Origin of the sequence: Shewanella sp. Sh95, from assembly GCF_001308045.1 — a bacterium.
Classification (GTDB): domain Bacteria; phylum Pseudomonadota; class Gammaproteobacteria; order Enterobacterales; family Shewanellaceae; genus Shewanella; species Shewanella xiamenensis.
In genome coordinates this window covers 51,769-72,467 of the sequence record NZ_LGYY01000020.1, presented here as the reverse complement: position 1 = coordinate 72,467, position 20,699 = coordinate 51,769, and the positions used below count along the sequence as shown (strand labels likewise).

15 protein-coding genes and 3 tRNA genes are annotated in these 20,699 nt (G+C 46.1%); 12 read left to right on the top strand and 6 right to left on the bottom strand.

Going from position 1 to position 20,699, the window contains the following annotated elements; genetic code table 11:
• Positions 1-33: 33 nt before the first annotated feature.
• Positions 34-2,172, bottom strand: a complete 2,139-nt coding sequence (locus AEA42_RS01640; protein ID WP_037427916.1) for an MtrB/PioB family decaheme-associated outer membrane protein — start codon at positions 2,170-2,172, stop codon at positions 34-36.
• Between the two features lie 13 nt (positions 2,173-2,185).
• Positions 2,186-3,151, bottom strand: coding sequence for a DmsE family decaheme c-type cytochrome (locus AEA42_RS01635; protein ID WP_156312285.1), 966 nt, complete (start codon positions 3,149-3,151; stop codon positions 2,186-2,188).
• A 425-nt stretch (positions 3,152-3,576) separates the two neighbouring features.
• Between AEA42_RS01635 and AEA42_RS01630 the strand changes: the two genes are divergently transcribed.
• The 3 genes from AEA42_RS01630 (at position 3,577) to glnS (ending at position 7,958) form a co-directional block, all read left to right on the top strand.
• Positions 3,577-3,816: a FeoA family protein gene (locus AEA42_RS01630; RefSeq protein WP_011623257.1), complete on the top strand. Its 240-nt coding sequence runs from the start codon at positions 3,577-3,579 to the stop codon at positions 3,814-3,816.
• Positions 3,809-6,103 (top strand): Fe(2+) transporter permease subunit FeoB, encoded by a 2,295-nt coding sequence (gene feoB, locus AEA42_RS01625; RefSeq protein WP_055646765.1) that lies wholly within the window; start codon positions 3,809-3,811, stop codon positions 6,101-6,103. Before AEA42_RS01630 ends, feoB begins: the two co-directional genes overlap by 8 nt.
• A 184-nt stretch (positions 6,104-6,287) precedes the next feature.
• Positions 6,288-7,958: a glutamine--tRNA ligase gene (glnS, locus tag AEA42_RS01620; protein ID WP_055646764.1), complete on the top strand. Its 1,671-nt coding sequence runs from the start codon at positions 6,288-6,290 to the stop codon at positions 7,956-7,958.
• A 193-nt stretch (positions 7,959-8,151) separates the two neighbouring features.
• On the opposite strand, the gene AEA42_RS01615 is transcribed toward glnS, so the two are convergent.
• A complete protein-coding gene (locus AEA42_RS01615) occupies positions 8,152-8,748 on the bottom strand; it encodes a Yip1 family protein (protein WP_037427921.1) in 597 nt (198 codons plus the stop codon).
• A 280-nt stretch (positions 8,749-9,028) separates the two neighbouring features.
• Here AEA42_RS01615 and AEA42_RS01610 point away from each other — a divergent pair, with 280 nt between their 5' ends.
• Positions 9,029-9,811: a tRNA isopentenyl-2-thiomethyl-A-37 hydroxylase MiaE gene (locus AEA42_RS01610; RefSeq protein WP_055646790.1), complete on the top strand. Its 783-nt coding sequence runs from the start codon at positions 9,029-9,031 to the stop codon at positions 9,809-9,811.
• Positions 9,812-9,884: 73 nt separating this feature from the next.
• On the opposite strand, the gene AEA42_RS01605 is transcribed toward AEA42_RS01610, so the two are convergent.
• Positions 9,885-10,604 (bottom strand): UDP-2,3-diacylglucosamine diphosphatase, encoded by a 720-nt coding sequence (locus AEA42_RS01605; RefSeq protein ID WP_055646763.1) that lies wholly within the window; start codon positions 10,602-10,604, stop codon positions 9,885-9,887.
• Between the two features lie 9 nt (positions 10,605-10,613).
• Positions 10,614-11,105 carry a peptidylprolyl isomerase gene (locus AEA42_RS01600; protein ID WP_011623251.1) on the bottom strand — a complete coding sequence of 164 codons (492 nt, stop codon included), beginning with the start codon at positions 11,103-11,105 and terminating at the stop codon, positions 10,614-10,616.
• A 140-nt stretch (positions 11,106-11,245) separates the two neighbouring features.
• Between AEA42_RS01600 and cysS the strand changes: the two genes are divergently transcribed.
• The gene (cysS, locus tag AEA42_RS01595; RefSeq protein ID WP_047535621.1) at positions 11,246-12,625 is read left to right on the top strand and encodes a cysteine--tRNA ligase; all 1,380 of its coding nucleotides are present in this window, start codon (positions 11,246-11,248) and stop codon (positions 12,623-12,625) included.
• 154 nt (positions 12,626-12,779) lie between these two features.
• Here the strand turns inward: cysS and folD are convergent, their stop codons facing one another.
• Positions 12,780-13,634, bottom strand: a complete 855-nt coding sequence (gene folD / locus AEA42_RS01590; protein ID WP_037428154.1) for a bifunctional methylenetetrahydrofolate dehydrogenase/methenyltetrahydrofolate cyclohydrolase FolD — start codon at positions 13,632-13,634, stop codon at positions 12,780-12,782.
• Between the two features lie 351 nt (positions 13,635-13,985).
• On the opposite strand from folD, the gene AEA42_RS01585 reads away from it, so the two are divergent.
• The 7 genes from AEA42_RS01585 to lon all read left to right on the top strand — a co-directional run bounded on the left by AEA42_RS01585 (position 13,986) and on the right by lon (position 20,457).
• A tRNA-Pro gene (locus AEA42_RS01585) sits at positions 13,986-14,062 on the top strand.
• A gap of 99 nt (positions 14,063-14,161) precedes the next feature.
• Positions 14,162-14,238, top strand: a tRNA-Arg gene (locus tag AEA42_RS01580).
• 9 nt (positions 14,239-14,247) lie between these two features.
• Positions 14,248-14,323 (top strand) — tRNA-His (locus AEA42_RS01575).
• A 261-nt stretch (positions 14,324-14,584) separates the two neighbouring features.
• Entirely contained in the window at positions 14,585-15,889 is a 1,305-nt protein-coding gene (tig, locus tag AEA42_RS01570) for a trigger factor (protein ID WP_047538512.1), read from the top strand.
• 89 nt (positions 15,890-15,978) lie between these two features.
• Positions 15,979-16,587 carry an ATP-dependent Clp endopeptidase proteolytic subunit ClpP gene (gene clpP, locus AEA42_RS01565; protein WP_037417193.1) on the top strand — a complete coding sequence of 203 codons (609 nt, stop codon included), beginning with the start codon at positions 15,979-15,981 and terminating at the stop codon, positions 16,585-16,587.
• Positions 16,588-16,686: 99 nt separating this feature from the next.
• Positions 16,687-17,967: an ATP-dependent protease ATP-binding subunit ClpX gene (clpX, locus tag AEA42_RS01560; RefSeq protein WP_037417195.1), complete on the top strand. Its 1,281-nt coding sequence runs from the start codon at positions 16,687-16,689 to the stop codon at positions 17,965-17,967.
• A gap of 132 nt (positions 17,968-18,099) precedes the next feature.
• A complete protein-coding gene (gene lon / locus AEA42_RS01555; protein ID WP_037428151.1) occupies positions 18,100-20,457 on the top strand; it encodes an endopeptidase La in 2,358 nt (785 codons plus the stop codon).
• The last annotated feature ends 242 nt before the right edge of the window (positions 20,458-20,699 follow it).

Genomic DNA, 20,699 nt, shown 5'->3' with positions numbered 1-20,699 from the left:
TTCTATCCTTGGAATACGCTGTCAGTGCCTAAGTTACATTTGGTAGCTTAAGGTCAAACCTAAGTAATGAGCATTGTAATCGTGGCTGATGTCGCCAAAACTGAGCACATTGGGGACCGTGTCCCAAGTGATGTTTTGGTTTTGCCAGTTTGCATCTTGATATTTCTCGAACAACCAATCGAAGCGTAATGACATACTGTCGGCCAGCTTATATTTGGCGTAGGCGTTAATATTGTGCTTGCGACTGTAGTAGTCACCGTAGGGGCTAGTGATGCCATAGGTGATTTCAGTATCGCTTTGACCATCGGAGTAGCTGTAGTCCAATCCCAGATCTAAACGATTATCCAGCAGGTTTTGATAGGCGATACCCGCGCCAATCAGGGTCGATTTCTCTTCAGCGGTGCTGTACCAATCAGGTGTTGAGAAACGATTGCTTCCGGCCTGATCTGAATCGCGCCAGTCTTGGTTGAGATAGGCGTTAAGACTTAGATTGTCGCTAATTAGATACTGCGCAGTTACATCGTAGCCAAGGTAAGACACTTGGGTGAGCCCGACTGATGTATGGTTATAGTCATCATCAATACTGTGTAAACTCGCACCCACAGAGAACCCTATATCGGTTTGGTAATCTGTGTGCAAGGTGACTTTTTGACGTTTGCGATCAGCAAGATAAGACTTACGTAGCCAAGGATTACTCGGACTTTGTGTGCTTGTTACAGCATCGTATTCACTGCCATTACGATCTAATACTTCGCCCTTTAACCAAGCTGACCAAGCTGGCGAATAGCGGTAGCTGAGTTTGGCAAAGAGACCCGATTCATCGATGGACTGCCTATCAAGCTCCGAATAAATGATTTCATCTCGGCTATATCCCGCTTCAGCATAGGCCGACGGCGATAGGCGGTATTTGCCTTTGAGATCAAATTGTTTACTGCGTTTATCGTAGAGACGATTTGTAGCTGTGCCTTGATAAAAGCTGTCGGTCACGACCTGTGGGAAATCTAACTGAGCCGTCTTGTTTTCCCTGTCTTGATAGTTATAACTGGCTTGAACACTCAAATCCTGTGTGATGCGGCCTGAATACTTAAGCACCATATCTAGGATGTCCACTTGGGCATCCAGATTATCGGTTGGCAGTACAGGGGAGGGGCCATTAATGGTTGCTGGTAGAAAAGCCTCATCCTGTGACATGTTACTGATGCCCACGTGCATAAGGATGTTATGACCATTTTGACCACCACTGGCCTCGGCGGCGATCCGATAGGCCTTGTTATCTGGGTCGACGGCATTTTGGCCAAAGTAGGCCGCACCAAATGTGGGCGTATAGGCCGATTGCCATAGCAGTGCCTGATGGTCATTCTTATATTGGCTTATCTGGCTGTTTATGCCCGCTTGCCAGCCTGTGCCGCCAAAATAAACTCTGGCATCGACTTCATCAGTGCTGTCATCAATTGGCTGCGCCAACATCACACTGTTAGTGAGAATATTTGCGCTGGTCTTTTTCGTGCCGCTGCGGTTTTCATGCTGGTAGTTCACCGAGGCTTTGTAGCGGCTGCTCGATGAGATATGGCCTGCGTAGTAACCGCCGAGGTTAAATCTATCCCGCGTAATGCTTAAGTCCTGCTCGATTAAACTCGATTGCAGTAACGGCATGGAGTGGGTCGTTGCTCCCGCTACCCAATTATCAGGCAAGAGCATCTTATCGTTATCGGTGAGATAAGGGCTCTTTAGCTGATTGTATTGGTAATTGGCGAGCCCTTTATAACCTAATTGGATTTGGTAGTGTCCGGGTTGGCCTGTGGTGAGCTTGGCTGACCCCGTGTCAAATCCCAATTTATCGGCCTCTAGCCGGGTTTGGTAACCACTCCCAGCTTGGTATTGCATATCGGCGCCCACAGCACCGACCAAGCCATCTTTATCCGTGCCAGTGCGATTACCAAAACGGCTATCTTCGCCGTCATTGTAGGCGAGCGTGGCGCTGACGTTGACTTGGCGCCCTGTTTTGGGCTGGCATTGCTTGCAGCTCCATGCCTCACTTTTTACGCCACTGCGATTCGCTTTTTGGATTTCATATCCTTCAGCATGGGCTGTGTTGAGTACGCCACTAATCGCCCAAGCCAGTAATGTGAGTGAGAAACAAGCTTTAGGAGTCGATATGTTCATTATTTGCATGATCATTCCCTTGTTATCTCTGGAGCAACTTGCCGGATGGATGGTTTGAACCATGCACTTGTCCATGGCAATTCATACAGGAATTACCCGAGGTGAAGGCATTGGTTTGATTACCAAAGTAAGCATTACTGCTGTGGCCATCGGAGGCGTGGCACTGTTGGCATAACTGTGGCGGTTTGCTAATAAGCATGGATTCGTTGACGCTGCCGTGGGGGTTATGGCAGTTCGCACAATTGTCGGTGACTGGCGCATGTTCCCACAATTTAGGACCGCGTTTTTCAGCGTGGCAGCTGTAACAGTTTTCGTTGACGCTCATTTGTTTCAGACTGGCATCATTTAAACTGCCATGGGGATTGTGGCAATCGCTACAGACCATTTGTTGCCACTGTAGTGGATGGGATGAGCGTTTGTGCATATCCGCTTTTTGCTGAGTATGGCATTGGGTACAAATCGCCACTTCGTTGGCTTTGTCGCTGATAGGATCTTTTGCTACGTGTACTTGGTGGCAGCTACTGCAAGGGATATCGGCATTGTCATGGTGATTACCTTTCCACGCGATGCGTTGATCGTCGTTATGGCAACTCATACAAACACTGTTTTGTTTTTGCGCGGGAACGGGGGAATTCTGGCCGAAGGTGATCATCGGCTCTTTGCCGCCCTTGTTATGATTACCGAGTGGGCCGTGGCAAGCCTCACACTGTAAGTCGGCCATGGGGGATTCTTTAATATTAGGATTACCGTGCACACCATCGAAAATGGCCATTACAACCGCACTTTTTTTATGGCACATCAGGCAAGTGTCAGCCCCTTTAGCCGAGTACTTACCTTCGGCAAACTTTTTGTCCAAAGTCGCGACGACCTCCTCGGGTGGCTTGTCATCCCAAGGTGTCGCTAACGTTGAAAGGCTGAGTATCGATAACATCAGAGCAAGCATAACCTGAGTTATGCTTTTGAACTTTAAACCAATATCCATGTTCATCTATTCCCGAGTGCGTTTTATTTGTTATTTTTCAAGCTTTCAACATCGCTAATTTAGCTGATTAATATTAGAACAAGCATGTGACAAGTGCTTAACATTTTTTAGCGGGTTGACTGTAAAGAGGAATGATTTTGTAGGGATAAACAATAAGTGTGACCAATGTCTCATTTTATAACGGGGATGACTTTTTTTAACGCTTATTGAACATGTTGTTCGATTGCGATAAAGGGTGGCAGCTAGCTGGCATTTTTATTTTCGGTCAGGCGTTTATTCATTGAGATTTTTGTCACATAATACTCAACACAATTGAAAACTATTATCGTTACCAGTCAAAAAGCTTGATCTAGGTAAAGTTATTAGCTCCATAGCTCAGATACAATGAACACAGTTTTTCAAGCTGAAGCTGTTACAAGGTGAAATAGGTAATGAAGTTAAGCGAACTCAGTCCCGGTGACCGTGGCATTATTTCTGAAATCGGGCGATTAGATTTGCCGCAAACAGTGAAGCGTAAATTATTGTCCATGGGCATTACCCCAAATACACGATTTTCTTTGATTCGCCGAGCGCCAATGGGCTCTGGTTTAGAGCTGGATATTCGTGGTAGTAAGCTTTGTATGCGCAGAGACTTGGCAGACATTATTGAGGTGGAAAAGGCGAATGACTAAGCAGTTTCATTGCGTCACCGTTGGTAACCCAAACGCTGGGAAATCAACACTCTTTAACGCGCTTACAGGCGCTAATCAGCAAGTTGGCAACTGGTCCGGTGTGACGGTTGAGAAAAAAACCGGCCATTTCACTCTCAATGGTGCTGACGTTTACTTAACCGACTTACCCGGTATCTATGATTTACTCCCTGCGGGTAATAGCTGTGATTGTTCTCTCGATGAGCAGATTGCTCAACAGTATCTCGCCGAACAACGTGTCGATGGCATCATTAACTTAGTTGATGCGACCAATATCGAGCGCCACCTCTATTTCACGGCACAACTCCGTGAATTGTCGATCCCTATGGTGGTGGTGTTGAACAAAATCGATGCTGCTATCAAGCGTGGCATTCGTGTCGATTTAAAGAAAATGAGTCAAGAATTGGGCTGCCCAGTGATTGGGGTTTGTTCTCGCGATCCTGCTGATGTTGCTAAAGTACAAGCGCAAGTGCTTGACTTACTTCAAGGTCGTGTATCTGAAGCGCCTTTGTTACTTGATTACGACGAGCAAATTGAAGCAGGCGTGCAACTACTTTGTAGTAAAGATCCCAACTTAAGCCGTGGCCGCGCCTTAGCTATGTTGGGTAACGGTTCTGGTTGTGGTAGCTGTAAAAATGCTGAGCTTCAGGATGAGGTGAATACTTGTACTCAGCAAATTTCGCAGCAAGGACACGACATTGAAGTGATGGTCGCAACCACTCGCTTTAATTTTGTTGAGCGAGTATTCCAAGGTTCCGTTAAAGCCGATGGCTTCTTAACCTTGAGCGATAAACTCGATAAATTAGTCTTACATCCTGTACTTGGGATTCCGGTGTTCTTATTTGTCATGTATTTGATGTTTATGTTCAGCATCAACATCGGCAGTGCGTTTATCGATTTCTTCGATGTGTTTGCAGGGGCATTACTGGTCGATCATTTTGGTGCATTGCTCAATAACATAGGCGCGCCAGCTTGGTTGGTGACTATCCTTGCGGGTGGTGTGGGCCAAGGTATTCAAACGGTTTCTACGTTTATTCCTGTGATTGCGGCATTATTCCTTGGTTTATCTGTTCTTGAAAGTTCGGGCTATATGGCTCGTGCCGCGTTTGTGGTTGACGGATTAATGCGTCGCATAGGCTTACCGGGCAAAGCTTTCGTACCAATGATCGTGGGCTTTGGTTGCTCTGTGCCAGCCATTATGGCAACGCGTACCTTAGGCAGTGAGCGTGAGCGTATTGTCACGGGAATGATGGCTCCCTTTATGTCTTGTGGTGCCCGGTTGCCTGTGTATGCACTATTTGCGGCGGCATTTTTTCCAGACTCTGGCCAAAACCTGGTATTTTTACTGTATATCATCGGGATTTTTGCGGCCATCGGTACCGGATTGTTGCTGCGAAGCACTTTATTACCAGGCACCAGTAGTGCGGTAGTGATGGAGTTACCAAGCTATGAGTTGCCTAAATTTAAAGCAGTGATGGTGCGTACTGGTAAGCGGACTAAGAGTTTTATCCTTGGTGCGGGTAAAACCATTGTGCTGGTGGTGACACTGCTCAACTTTATCAATGCGATTGGTATTGATGGCACTTTTGGCCACGAGGATAGCCAAGCGTCACTCTTAAGTGTAGCGAGCCAGAAAGTGACTCCAATCTTTGCGCCGATGGGGATTGAACAAGATAACTGGCCTGCAACCGTAGGTATTATCACCGGGATTTTTGCTAAAGAAGCGGTGGTGGGAACACTCAATAGCTTATATACCAATGCGGCGCCTGAGGACGGTGAATTAACACCACTAGCAGACAGCTTTAACGAGGCACTTGCGACCATTCCTGCAAACTTGTTCGGTTTGGATTTGGAAGACCCGCTTAAGTTATCTGTGGGTGATGTATCCAGTACCGATGTTGCGGCAGAGGCGCAAGGTGTTGCAACGTCAACCTTTAGTGCCTTGCAATCTGGGTTTACTACCAAGGTAGCGGCGTTCTCTTACCTGTTGTTTATTTTACTCTATACTCCCTGTGTTGCGGCGATGGGCGCTTTAGTGAACGAGTTTGGTACTCGTTGGGCAACGTTTGCAGCGACATGGACATTCTCTCTGGCCTATGGCAGTGCAACTATCGCTTACCAAGTAGCAACCTTTGCCGAGCACCCATTGCAATCGGGTTTATGGATTGGTTTCTTCCTCAGTGCGTTAGTCATATTCTATCTATGGCTAAAACGTAAAGGGCGCAGAACTCAGCAAATTATCCCCGGCGTGCGGATTATTACTGAGTAAATCCCTGAGTAATAAATGTCAGCTTAGTGGTTACAAAGATAAAAGCAGCTTTCACGGCTGCTTTTATTGTTTTACTATCCACGGCATAACCCTTAGTTTTTAATACTGGGCATTGTAACTGGCCGAGATCTGTAGGATCATGCTGGTTTTGTTAAAATTGCCATTGTTCGCAAAGAGGAATTCCATGAGTCATGTGGACACTGAAGTACGTCCGAGTAACTTTATTCGTAATATCATTGATGAGGATCTGAAAAGCGGTAAGCACACGAGTGTGCAGACGCGTTTTCCACCCGAGCCAAATGGTTATTTACATATAGGTCATGCTAAGTCCATCTGTTTGAACTTTGGCATCGCCCGCGATTACCAAGGTCTCTGTAACTTACGATTTGATGATACCAACCCTGAAAAAGAAGACATCGATTATGTCAATTCTATTCAGGCGGATGTGCGTTGGTTGGGATTCGAGTGGGATGGTGAGGTGCGTTATTCCTCTAACTATTTCGACCAATTACATCAATATGCCGTTGAGTTAATCAATAAAGGCTTAGCCTATGTGTGTTTTCTCAATGCTGATGAAACCCGTGAATACCGTGGCACGTTAAAAGAGCCTGGTAAAAATAGCCCTTATCGCGATACTCCTGTGGAAGAAAACCTGCGCTTATTTGAAAAAATGCGTCTAGGTGAATTCAAAGAGGGCGAATGTGCGCTGCGCGCTAAGATTGATATGGCATCGCCTTTCATGTGTATGCGCGATCCGGTGATTTACCGTATTCGTTTTGCTCACCATCACCAAACGGGTGATAAGTGGTGCATTTATCCAATGTACGATTTTACTCACTGTATTTCCGATGCGCTCGAGCACATTACTCACTCATTATGTACACTTGAGTTCCAAGACAACCGTCGTCTGTATGACTGGGTTCTCGATAATTTAGATGATTTCCAAGCGCCAAATCGTACTCGTCAATATGAGTTTTCACGCTTAAATCTTGAATATACGCTGATGTCTAAGCGTAAATTAAATGACTTAGTGACACGCAAGTTAGTAACTGGCTGGGATGATCCCCGTATGCCAACAATTGCAGGTCTACGCCGTCGTGGTTATACCCCAGCGTCTATCCGCGAGTTTTGCCAACGTATTGGTATCACTAAGCAAGAAAACATGATTGAAGCGGCGATGCTCGATGCCTGCATCCGTGAAGAGCTAAACGAACATGCCCCACGTGCGATGGCCGTACTGCGCCCATTAAAAGTGGTGATTGAGAACTACCCAGAAGGTCAAATCGAGACGATTCAAGCGGCTTCTCACCCAAGCGATGAAAGCATGGGGACGCGCGAACTCGCCTTTGGCCGCGAACTGTATATCGATGTGGCTGACTTCAGAGAAGAAGCCAATAAGCAGTACAAACGTCTAGTCATGGGCAAAGAAGTGCGCCTGCGTAACGCCTATGTGATTAAAGCCGAACGTTGTGACAAAGACAGTGAAGGTAATATCACTACCGTCTACTGTAGCTACGATGCCGATACTTTAGGTAAAAACCCTGCCGATGGTCGCAAGGTGAAAGGCGTAATCCATTGGGTTGAAGCGACTACGGCTAAACCTGCTGAGTTCCGTTTATACCAACGCTTGTTTACTGATCCAAATCCAGCTGCTGCCGAGACAGTGGATGAAGTGCTTAACCCTAACTCACTTGAAGTGGTTAATGGTTTAGTTGAAGCAAGCCTTGCGAATGCGCCAGCGGAAAAAGCTTATCAGTTTGAGCGTGAAGGTTATTTCTGTGCTGACAATAAAGACTCTTCAGCCGAGCATTTAGTGTTTAACCTAACGGTTGCACTGCGGGACTCATTTGAATAGCAAGTTGTTGGCCGCGATAATCTCTGTCGCGACTAACTGTCAACAGCAGTAAAGAATAAAAAGGCCCTTAGTGTTTTCAAGCTAAGGGCCTTTTCTGTTTTACAACTTTTCGTTTTCAACACGTCTATTTGCCACTATCAATTTGTCACTATCAGTATTTCAAGTCGTTTGCACCTGAGTGCGGATTAATCCCTTATTGGTACATAGGACCAAACCCAATGCTCCAGAGGATAACACTGGTGGCCATTAATCCAACTAAGAGCACTAAACCTGCTGTGACCATAGAACTGGCGTAAATAAAGCCTTTCTCTTCAGGGATATTCATAATAATGGGCACACCTGCATATAGTAGATAAACAGAGTAGGCTAAGCCAATCAGCCCAACAATCATAATAAACCAGAGTACTGGGTAGAGTGCCGCCAAACCAACCATAAATAGCGGTGTTGCGGTGTACGACGCGAGTTCTAATGCTTGGGTGAAAGTTGGCTGAGCATCGAAGGTTTTTGCCATCCAAAAGGCTAAATAGGCGAGGGCAAACACGCCTGCAATTAGGCCAAAATACATACCTACGGACATAAACATTGCACTTTGCGGCGTGAGATAAATAGGATCACCGGCTCCTGGATTCCAGCCAATGTAAGCTGTTGCAATAAAGCTACAGACAGCGGGAATGAGTGCGATGAGAAGAACGTGACTTAAGCTACTTTTGAGTGCTTCATGGTTTTGTTCAATCGCATGCCACTCTTGCTTTGGATGAGTGTATAACCCCATTAAGTGATTCAGTATCATTATAATTATCCTTGTTCAGCATTGATGATGGCTCGCCAAACGTCAGACGAGCTGATAACAGCTCTGCAATCAGGGTTAATGCTCCACAATCCCTTTAACTCCCGATTGCCTACTCTTTGAATTGAGATGTGCCGTGATCAGGATCTCAGTTCTTAAAGTGTAGATTATTTATTGAACAAAAAGTTCAGCTAGTCAAGTTTACTGGTGTCTAAAGCTATAGCTTGTTGATAATTACGCGTAAAATATGGTGATATTTTCTTTAAAATTTTTGAGTGATCCCATGCAGCAATTACTGGCACCTGTTCATGCGTTTCTTCGTTGTGAGACGCCGCAAACTTGGATTGATGTAGCAAGAGCCTCTGCCTCGTTAGATGAACTCTTAATTGACCATTGTAATTGTGAGCTAAAAGCGGCGCAGACTGCGATGTTCTTATTGAGGCGATATGCCTTGGATAAAGACAGCGGACAATCGCTATTGGCATGGGCGAAACCCTATGAGGAATTTGTTTATCATAAGGATCGCGATATCGAGCAGTTTTTGGCTCGTGATGTCAAAAAGAACGAGTTGGTAGCCAATCTACAGCCGAATCAACATTTTGCTTTTGCACAGGATCTGATCCCACCACTGATCCGTTTGATAAAAGAAGAATTCCATCATTTTGAGCAAGTGCTGGAGCTTATGCACGCACGGCAAATCCCATATCGTAATATTCGTGCTGGGCGTTACGCAAAAGGGATGATGAGCCACGTGACCACCCATGAGAAGGATATTCTGCGGGATAAGTTGATTGTGGGGGCATACATTGAGGCGCGCTCCTGTGAGCGTTTTGCCAAATTAGCGCCTTACTTGGATGCAGAGTTAAGTAAGTTTTATGTGTCACTGCTGCGCTCAGAGGCGCGTCATTTTGAGGATTATCTTAAGCTGGCGCAGTTAGTATCGACTGAGGATATCAGCGAGCGAGTTGCTTATTTTGGCGAGAGAGAAGCCGAATTGATTATGGCGCCCGATGACGAGTTTCATTTCCACAGTGGTCAACCCTTAGTTGTCCAGCGGGAAAGATAAGTAGCGGCCTCAACCATATTCAGGTATGAGGCCTTAGCGGTAGATGTGTTAATGGTGAAGACGCTATAGGTGCTTAGCTGGCGTCGAAGGGCAGGCTTTTTAGCTCCACGCCGTCGGCGCTGACCACTAACACGCTGCCTTGCTCGTACCAATCACCGACTACAATCCGTTTGCAGCCATTGTTTAATTCATGGATAGCAGGCCTATGGGTATGACCGTGGATCATCTGTTTGCTGTGGGTTTGAGCAAATAACGCATTCACCGCACTGGGTTCTACGTCCATAATCACATAGCTTTTTTGCTGATTACTGCTTTGGCTATTACTGCGGATTTTATTGGCGATTGCTTGACGTTTTTTCTTCGGCAAACAGCTATAAAGCCAACGGGCAAAGGCAAAACTGCGTAATTTGCGAAAGCGTTGGTAGGCTTTATCTAAGGTACACAAGCTGTCGCCATGCAAAATAACCGTGTTAACACCATAGAGATCTAAGCATTTGACTTCGGGCAACATTTGCATACCCGCAGCATCGGCAAATTGTTTGCCTAACATAAAGTCTCGATTACCGTGAATAAAGTAGATGGGCAAGGTTTGGGAGACTTGTTTGAGCTTGCGCGCTAATTCGAGGGCAAAAGGTGCGGCTAAATCGTCGCCGACCCATACCTCAAAGAGATCCCCCAGAATATAGAGAGCATCTACATCATCAAGTTCGGTATCGAGAAAACGATTAAAGGCTTGGGTGATATCGAGGCGATCGGCACTTAAGTGCAGATCGCCAATAAATAAGGTTCGCATCCTAGGGAATTAGGCCGCACTTACTTTTTCAATCACAACCGCTTCTAATGGCACATCTTGGTGCATGCCACGATTACCAGTGCTGACAGCTTTGATTTTTTCAACGATGTCCATGCCTTCAACCACTTCACCAAACACGCAGTAACCCCAACCTTGCATGCTTTCAGATTTGAAATCGAGGAAGGTGTTATCGTTGACGTTGATGAAAAACTGAGCCGTCGCTGAGTGTGGATCTGAAGTACGCGCCATCGCGATAGTACCAGTACGGTTTGATAAACCGTTGTTGGCTTCGTTTTTCACTGGCTCATGGCAACGTTTTTGGCTCATTTCAGCGGTAAAGCCACCGCCTTGGATCATAAAGCCGTCAATTACACGGTGGAAAATGGTGCCGTCGAAGAAACCTTCGTCAACATATTTCATAAAGTTTGCCACGGTCAGCGGTGCTTTTTCGGCGTTCAGTTGCAGTTTAATGTCGCCAAAATTAGTGTGTAATGTGATCATGTTTTCATACTCTCAGTAAATAGTGGCGCGATTCTAACTTATCTCGGATTGCGCGCAAAGTGCAGTATTCAAAACCCTCGTCAGCGTGGTAGACTGACCCCTTGATTTTACACTTGAATCTATCTTTGAAGAGAATACCGATGTTGAAGATTTACAACAGTATTACCCGCCAAAAACAGGAGTTTAAGCCTATTAATCCCGGAAAAGTTGGGATGTATGTATGTGGCGTGACCGTTTACGATCTCTGTCATATTGGCCATGGGCGTACTTTTGTTTCCTTCGATATGATTGTTCGCTACCTGCGTTACGCGGGTTATGAAGTGAATTTCCAGCGCAACATCACCGATATTGATGACAAAATCATCAAGCGTGCTAACGAAAACCAAGAAGACTGCAATACATTAACCGACCGCTTGATTGGTGAAATGCACAAGGATTTCGATGCGCTGAATATGAAACGCCCTGATTTTGAGCCGCGTGCCACACTGCACATTGCTGAAATCATCGATATGGTCGAACGTTTATTGGCCCGTGGTCATGCTTATATTGCTGCCGATGGCGATGTGCTGTTTAGTGTGGCCTCTTTTCCTGAATACGGTCGCCTATCTGGCCAGAATCTGGAGCAATTACAGGCTGGCGCACGGGTTGAGGTTGATGATAATAAGCAAAATCCAATGGATTTCGTGCTGTGGAAAATGTCTAAACCGGGTGAGCCAACATGGGAATCGCCATGGGGACCGGGTCGACCAGGCTGGCATATCGAATGTTCGGCGATGAATAGCAAGCACTTAGGTTTACATTTCGATATCCACGGTGGCGGCTCAGATTTACAGTTTCCACACCATGAGAATGAAATTGCCCAGTCTTGCTGCGCTCATGACACGCCTTATGTGAATTATTGGATGCACACTGGCATGGTGATGATCGACCGCGAAAAGATGTCTAAATCTTTAGGCAACTTCTTCACCATTCGTGATGTATTAAGTCATTACGACGCAGAAACCGTACGTTACTTCCTGCTATCGGGTCACTATCGTAGCCAAATCAACTACTCTGAAGAAAACCTCAAGCAGGCGCGTGCGGCGTTAGAGCGTTTATACACTGCGATTAAAGATGTTGACCTGACTGTAGCGCCAGCACCTGCCGAAGAGTTTGTTGCTAAGTTTAAAGCGGCAATGGACGATGACTTTAACACCCCTGAAGCCTATTCAGTGCTGTTTGATATGGTGCGTGAGATCAACCGTCTGAAACTCACTGATATGGCAGAGGCTTCTGCATTAGCCGTGTCAATGAAACAACTTGCTGATGTGCTGGGCTTACTGCATCAATCTCCCGATGCCTTCTTTAAAGGTGAGGGCAGTGACGATGAAGTTGCAGAGATTGAAGCATTGATCGTTGAACGTAACCGCGCTCGCAGTGAAAAAGATTGGCCAGCGGCTGACGTGGCGCGTAATCGTTTAAATGAGCTTGGTGTGGTCTTAGAGGATGGCCCAAGTGGCACCACTTGGCGTAAGAAATAGGCTTAATTAGCGATAGTCTTTAATCAAAAAATCTTCAGCCAATAAAAAACCTGCATTATGCAGGTTTTTTTATGCTTGCCGAACCTAGAACCTAGAACCTAGAACCTAGAACCTAGAACCTAGAACCTAGAACCTAGAACCTAGAACCTAGAACCTAGTCGTGATATTGCTCGGCGGCATACAAGGTGTTTTCTAAAAGACTGGCTATGGTCATTGGTCCCACACCGCCTGGTACAGGTGTGATAAAGCTAGCATTTTGCGCAGCAACATCATATTGTACGTCGCCCACTAAGGTGCCGTTTTCTAAGCGGTTAATACCCACATCGATAACGATAGCGCCGGGTTTGATCCATTCACCGGGGATAAAGCCAGGTTTACCCACGGCAACCACCACTAAATCGGCTTGGCGAATTTTTTGTTCGAGGTTTTTAGTAAAACGATGGCAAGTTGTGGTGGTGCAGCCTGCAAGCAGTAGCTCGAGTGTCATTGGTCGGCCGACAATGTTCGAGGCACCAACGACAACCGCATCTAAGCCATAGGTATCGACGCCAGTGGATTTAATGAGTGTCATAATGCCCATCGGCGTGCAAGAGCGTAATACGGGAATACGCTGTGCTAAACGGCCAACGTTATAGGGGTGGAAACCATCGACATCTTTATCGGGGCGAATGCGCTCGATCACTTTAGAGTCTTCGATATGGGCCGGTAATGGTAACTGCACTAATATCCCATCAATGTTAGGGTCATCGTTGAGTTGATCAATCAAGGCTAAGAGTTCAGCTTCGCTGCAGCTGGTATCGAGATCGTAGGAGCGAGAAATAAATCCCACTTCTTCACAGGCTTTACGTTTACTACCAACATAAACCTGAGAGGCGGGGTCTGCTCCCACGAGAATCACGGCTAAACCTGGTACGCGTTGTCCAGCCTCTTTACGGGCGGTAACTTTTTCGCGCAGTTGAGTGCGGATGGATTGAGCAATCGCCTTGCCGTCGATTATTTGGGCTGTCATGGGTGTAGGATATCCTTTATATTGGCGATGGTTAAAACGGTAGTTAACACAGAGATTGGCAATCGCGGCTATTTTAACAGGGCGTAGCGGGTGTGTCATGGCAAATGCCGTCGTGAAATGGATAAAAAAAAGCGTATTCGACTGATAATTCAGCATCTAGCATGAACGGTTAAAAAAATCGTTGACGGGTGCAAAGTGAGGGGCTAAGATGCGCTCCGTTCTCGAGCAGATGTGTTGATTTGCTTTGAAGACTTTTTTGGTGATTAGCACAGTACTGTAATAAATCCAGATTTTGGATGAGAGCAGAACAGAGGAAACCCTCTGAGTTAATGCCAAATATAGTAAGACCTTCGGTGATTAGCGCAGTCCGGTAGCGCATCTGGTTTGGGACCAGAGGGTCAGAGGTTCGAATCCTCTATCACCGACCACTTTAATTGTTATTTGCTCGCGTGTTTACATGAGCGAGTAGCATGGATAGCCAAATGCTATCCAACGCCGGTTAGGATGCAGAGTAATCTGTAGACCATGCGCCCGTAGCTCAGTTGGATAGAGCACCCGCCTTCTAAGCGGGTGGTCGCAGGTTCGAATCCTGCCGGGCGTACCAGTTTCAGTGGTGATTGTAGCTCAGTTGGTAGAGTCCCGGATTGTGATTCCGGTTGTCGTGGGTTCGAGCCCCATCAGTCACCCCATTTTTAGTACTTTGAGTACAAAATAAAAAAAGCGACCTCTGGTCGCTTTTTTTATACCCTAGATTCGGCCGTTGAGGCTCGACTCTGCACAAAACGGTGGCTATAATGTCGCGTCTTGATAGATATCAACTAACAGCGACCTGTGCCAAAAGCCAGTAGTGGTGGGCATTGTAGTCAAATTTAATGATCAAGAAACGAATACCTGAATAGTTGAAGATTCGACTATTACAAAGGACGTTAGACAAATTTCGAGGTAAAACAATGCAAGTTTCTGTTGAAGCAACCCAAGGCCTAGAGCGTCGCCTGACCATTTCTGTTCCTGCTGAACAAATTGAAAAACTGGTTAAAGACAGTTTACAACGTGAAGCTAAGCGTGCTCGTATCCCAGGTTTCCGTCCTGGCAAAGTGCCTGTTACTGTAATCAACAAACGTTATGGCGCAGCTATTCGTCAAGACATCACTGGTGAAGTGATGCAACGTAACTTTATCGAAGCGATCATCGCTGAGAAATTAAACCCAGCAGGTGCACCAACTTTCGTTCCAGGTGCAACTGACGGTGAAAAATTCGAATTCGTAGCAACTTTCGAAATCTACCCAGAAGTTGAGTTGAAAGGTTTAGATGCAATCGAAGTAGAGCAACCAAAAGCCTCTGTAACCGATGCTGATGTAGACAGCATGATCGAAACTTTACGTAAGCAACACGCGACTTTCGCCGCTGTTGAGCGTGAAGCAGCTGACGGCGACAAAGTGAAAATGAACTTTGTGGGTTCAGTTGATGGTGTTGAATTCGAAGGCGGCAAAGCTGAAGATTTCGAACTGCAATTAGGTAGTAACCGTATGATCCCAGGTTTTGAAGCGGGTATCTTAGGTCACAAAGCCGGTGAAGAGTTCGTTATCGACGTGACTTTCCCTGAAGAATATCACGCTGAAAACTTAAAAGGTAAAGCAGCTAAGTTTGCTATCACCTTAACTGAAGTATTAGCGGCTAACTTACCTGAAGTAAACGATGAGTTTGCAGCATTATTCGGTATCAGCGAAGGTGGTTTAGAAGCCCTTAAAGCTGAAATCCGTAAGAACATGAACCGTGAGCTTGAGCAAGCGTTAAAAGCTAATGTGAAAGAGCAAGTGATCGCAGGTTTATTAGCTAACAATGACATCGAACTGCCAAAAGCACTGATCGATGGTGAAGTTAACGTATTGCGTCAACAAGCGATGCAACGTTTCGGCGGTCAAACGGCGAACATGCCTGAACTGCCAGCTGAATTATTCACTGAGCAAGCAGCTCGTCGCGTGAAGATCGGTCTGTTATTAGGCGAAGTCATCAAGACTAACGAGCTGAAAGCGGAAGATGAGCGTGTACAAGGCTTAATCGCTTCTATGGCTTCTGCTTATGAAGATCCAAGTGAAGTGATTGCGTATTACAACAGCAATAAAGAGCTGATGCAAAACATGCGCAACGTTGCGCTTGAAGAGCAAGCTGTTGAAGCACTGCTTAAAACAGCCAAAGTGACCGAAAAAGAAGTCGCTTTTGAAGAATTTATGAACAAGGCTACAGGTCGCGCATAAGCTAAGCTTGACTTGATTGGCAGTTCGCCATTTATAATGGCTCGTATGAGGCTCCTCATGCGAGCCATTTTTATTTAGGGAAATGAATAATGCATAATGCGTCAGACATACAAAGTGCTTTAGTGCCTATGGTGATCGAACAGACTGCTAAGGGTGAACGCTCATTCGACATTTATTCTCGTCTGTTAAAAGAGCGGATTATCTTTTTAGTGGGTCAAGTTGAAGAGCATATGGCGAATCTGATTGTGGCGCAGTTGCTATTCCTCGAATCAGAAAGCCCAGATAAAGATATCTTTTTATATATCAACTCACCCGGTGGGTCAGTCACCGCGGGCATGGCGATTTACGATACCATGCAATTTATTAAGCCTAATGTGAGTACGGTGTGTATTGGTCAAGCGGCCAGTATGGGTGCGTTTTTATTAGCTGGCGGTGAAAAGGGCAAGCGTTTCTGCTTACCTAATTCTCGTGTGATGATCCACCAACCACTGGGTGGATTCCAAGGTCAGGCTTCTGATATCGCTATTCATGCCCAAGAAATCTTAGGCATCAAGCATAAACTGAACCTGATGCTGTCAGAGCATACGGGCCAGCCACTCGAAGTAATTGAGCGTGATACTGATCGTGATAACTTCATGAGCGCTACTCAAGCTGTGGAATATGGTTTAGTTGACGCAGTGATGACTAAACGCAGCTGATTTTTACTTTTGACTGGGCTATGCTCTGTAAAGCAACGCTGAGTTTAAAGTGAACAAGTTTAAGATAAGCAGTAGAGCAGACTGCAAATGAGGTAATTAATGGGCGACAACAAAAATAATGGTGACAGCGGTAAATTGCTGTACTGCTCTTTTTGCGGTAAGAGCCAGCATGAAGTCAGAAAACTGATTGCAGGCCCATCAGTATATGTATGCGACGAATGTGTCGAGTTATGTAATGACATTATTCGTGAAGAGATTAAAGAAATCTCCCCCAAGCGTGATAATGATAAATTACCCACGCCACATGAGTTGCGTGCACATTTAGATGATTATGTCATTGGGCAGGACAGAGCTAAAAAAGTCCTTTCTGTTGCGGTATACAATCACTATAAACGTCTGAGAAATTCATCCCCTAAAGATGGGGTGGAATTGGGCAAGAGTAACATTCTGCTGATTGGTCCAACGGGCAGCGGTAAAACACTGCTGGCCGAAACGCTCGCGCGCTCATTGAATGTCCCATTTACTATGGCAGACGCTACCACCTTAACTGAAGCCGGTTATGTGGGTGAAGACGTTGAAAACATCATTCAAAAGCTGCTGCAAAAGTGCGATTACGACGTTGAGAAAGCGCAGCGTGGTATCGTGTATATCGACGAAATCGACAAAATCAGCCGTAAATCGGATAACCCCTCGATTACCCGTGACGTATCGGGTGAAGGCGTGCAGCAAGCACTGCTGAAACTTATCGAAGGTACGGTTGCCGCGGTTCCGCCTCAAGGTGGACGTAAGCATCCACAGCAAGAGTTTTTACAGGTAGATACCTCTAAGATCCTCTTTATTTGTGGTGGTGCATTTGCGGGTCTTGAAAAGGTGATTGAACAACGTGCTCATGTTGGTTCGGGTATCGGTTTTGGTGCGCAAGTTAAAGGCGAAAAAGATAAAGCAACGATATCTGAAACCCTGTCTCAAGTTGAGCCAGGCGATTTAGTTAAATACGGCTTGATCCCCGAGTTTATTGGCCGTCTACCTGTCGTTGCTACACTAACTGAATTGGATGAAGATGCATTAGTGCAAATTCTGTCTGAGCCTAAAAATGCCTTAACTAAGCAGTACAACGCACTGTTTGAGATGGAAGGGGTCGAATTAGAGTTTCGCGAAGATGCACTTAAAGCGATTGCCCATAAAGCCATGTCACGTAAAACAGGTGCCCGTGGTTTACGCTCCATCGTAGAAGGTATCTTACTTGATACTATGTATGATATCCCATCGATAGAAGGTGTAGTGAAAGCGGTTGTCGATGAGTCAGTGGTTAATGGTGAGTCTGCACCGATTCTGATTTATGAGCGCAATGAAGCACAGGCGGCTTCTGGCGAACAATAATTGTACAGATAGCTAATAAACTGAAAATCAAGGAGTCCAATGGGCTCCTTTTTTCGTATTGACCATTGAAAGGGACTAAACCGCCCCAATATACTCCTTAACAAATCCCTTTTATTTAAACGGAATCGAACTATGACCTTAGAGCGTGAAGCGCATATCGAACTCCCCGTGCTGCCACTGAGAGATGTGGTGGTCTATCCCCATATGGTAATTCCGTTGTTCGTTGGCCGAGAAAAATCGATTCGTTGTCTCGAAACGGCAATGGCCCAGGATAAGCAAATTATTTTAGTTGCTCAGCGTGATGCTGAGTTAGATGAGCCGACCAAAGACGATATCTTTGACGTTGGTACAGTGGCATCTATTCTGCAACTGCTGAAACTACCAGACGGTACAGTCAAGGTGCTGGTCGAAGGTGGTCGCCGCGCCCGTATTACGCGTTATACCCAAGAAGCAGATTTCTTTGTGGCTAAGGCTGAATATCTCGAATCTGAGCCTTTAGAAGACAAAGAAGAGGAAGTCTTGGTTCGTAGCGCGATTGGCCAATTTGAAGGCTATATCAAGCTCAACAAGAAGATCCCTCCTGAAGTCTTGACCTCACTCTCGGGCATCGATGAAGCGGCGCGCCTTGCCGATACCATGGCGGCCCATATGCCGCTTAAGCTTGAGGACAAACAATCCGTCCTTGAGATGACCAATATTGGCGAACGTCTTGAATATTTAATGGCGATGATGGAGTCGGAAATTGATCTGTTACAGGTCGAGAAACGCATCCGTACCCGCGTTAAAAAACAGATGGAAAAGAGCCAACGTGAGTACTATCTGAACGAGCAAATGAAAGCCATCCAAAAAGAATTGGGTGACTTAGACGAAGGCCATGACGAATTTGAAGTCTTAAATCGTAAGATTGAAGAAGCCAATATGCCAAGCGATGCCAAAGAAAAGGCGGTCGCTGAACTGAATAAATTACGTATGATGTCGCCGATGTCTGCCGAAGCGACCGTGGTTCGTAGCTATGTGGATTGGATGACGTCTGTGCCTTGGAGTCAACGCTCTAAAATCAAACGTGATTTAGCGAAAGCCCAAGAAGTATTGGATACTGACCACTATGGTTTGGAAAAGGTCAAAGACCGTATTCTGGAATACTTGGCGGTGCAGAGCCGTGTGCGTCAACTGAAAGGGCCAATCCTGTGTTTAGTTGGACCACCAGGTGTAGGTAAAACCTCACTCGGTCAATCGATTGCCAAGGCGACGGGTCGTAAGTATGTGCGTGTTGCCTTAGGCGGCGTGCGTGATGAAGCGGAAATTCGCGGACATCGCCGCACCTACATTGGCTCTATGCCAGGTAAAATCATCCAAAAAATGGCCAAAGTGGGCGTGAAAAACCCCTTATTCCTGCTGGATGAAATCGACAAAATGAGTTCGGACATGCGTGGCGACCCAGCATCAGCACTATTAGAGGTGCTCGATCCTGAACAAAACGCGACTTTTAACGACCATTACCTCGAAGTCGACTACGACTTATCCGATGTAATGTTCGTGGCGACCTCGAATTCGATGAATATTCCGGGGCCACTTTTAGATCGTATGGAAGTGATCCGTCTGTCGGGTTATACCGAAGATGAAAAACTCAATATCGCTAAGCAGCATTTATTGACGAAACAAATCGAGCGTAACGGCCTTAAAGCGAATGAAATTCATATCGAAGACAGTGCGATAGTCGGCATCATCCGCTACTACACCCGTGAAGCGGGTGTGCGGGCGCTAGAACGTGAGTTGTCTAAGATTTGCCGTAAGGTCGTGAAAATGATCCTGCTGGATAAATCCATCAAGTCAGTTACAGTCACCGCGGATAATCTCAAGTCTTTCCTCGGTGTGCAGCGTTTTGACTATGGCAAGGCGGAATCGAACAACCAAATCGGTCAAGTCACAGGGTTGGCTTGGACTGAAGTGGGTGGTGATTTGCTCACCATTGAAGCGACTTCAGTGCCCGGCAAAGGCAAGTTGACTTACACAGGCTCACTTGGCGATGTGATGCAAGAGTCGATTCAAGCGGCGATGACAGTTGTTCGCGCCCGTGCGGAACAATTGGGTATCAATGGCGACTTTTATGAGAAGCGTGATATCCATGTGCACGTACCAGAAGGAGCAACGCCGAAGGATGGTCCATCCGCAGGTGCTGCAATGTGTACTGCGCTTGTTTCCAGCCTCACTGGAAACCCTGTGCGCGCCGATGTGGCCATGACGGGTGAAATTACCTTACGCGGTGAAGTGTTACCTATCGGTGGTTTAAAAGAAAAACTGCTGGCAGCACATCGCGGTGGCATTAAATTGGTGCTTATTCCAAAAGAAAATGAGCGCGATCTGGAAGAAATTCCTGCCAATGTCATTGCCGATTTAGAAATTCGCCCTGTGCGTTGGGTCGACGAAGTGTTAAAACTGGCGCTAGAAAGACCCGTTGAAGGCTTCGAAGTGGTTAAAAACTTGGCATAACGCAAGAAAATGCGCTATGACGTTAAAAAAAATGAAAAAAGGGGCTTAACAAAGCGCAGACCTGTGGTAGCCTAGGTCAGTGGAGAGCCAGCTGCTCCAAGCCCTTGGGGCAACTGGCTTTGAGCTGTATCTAGTTTTATTTCTTTGGTTTTCGAACTCAGCTTGAACTTTGAATTCAAGCTTGTTATAAAAGCCTCCGCAGACCGCTCTAGAGACGGATTTGGTTGCGGCGCAAAAAAATT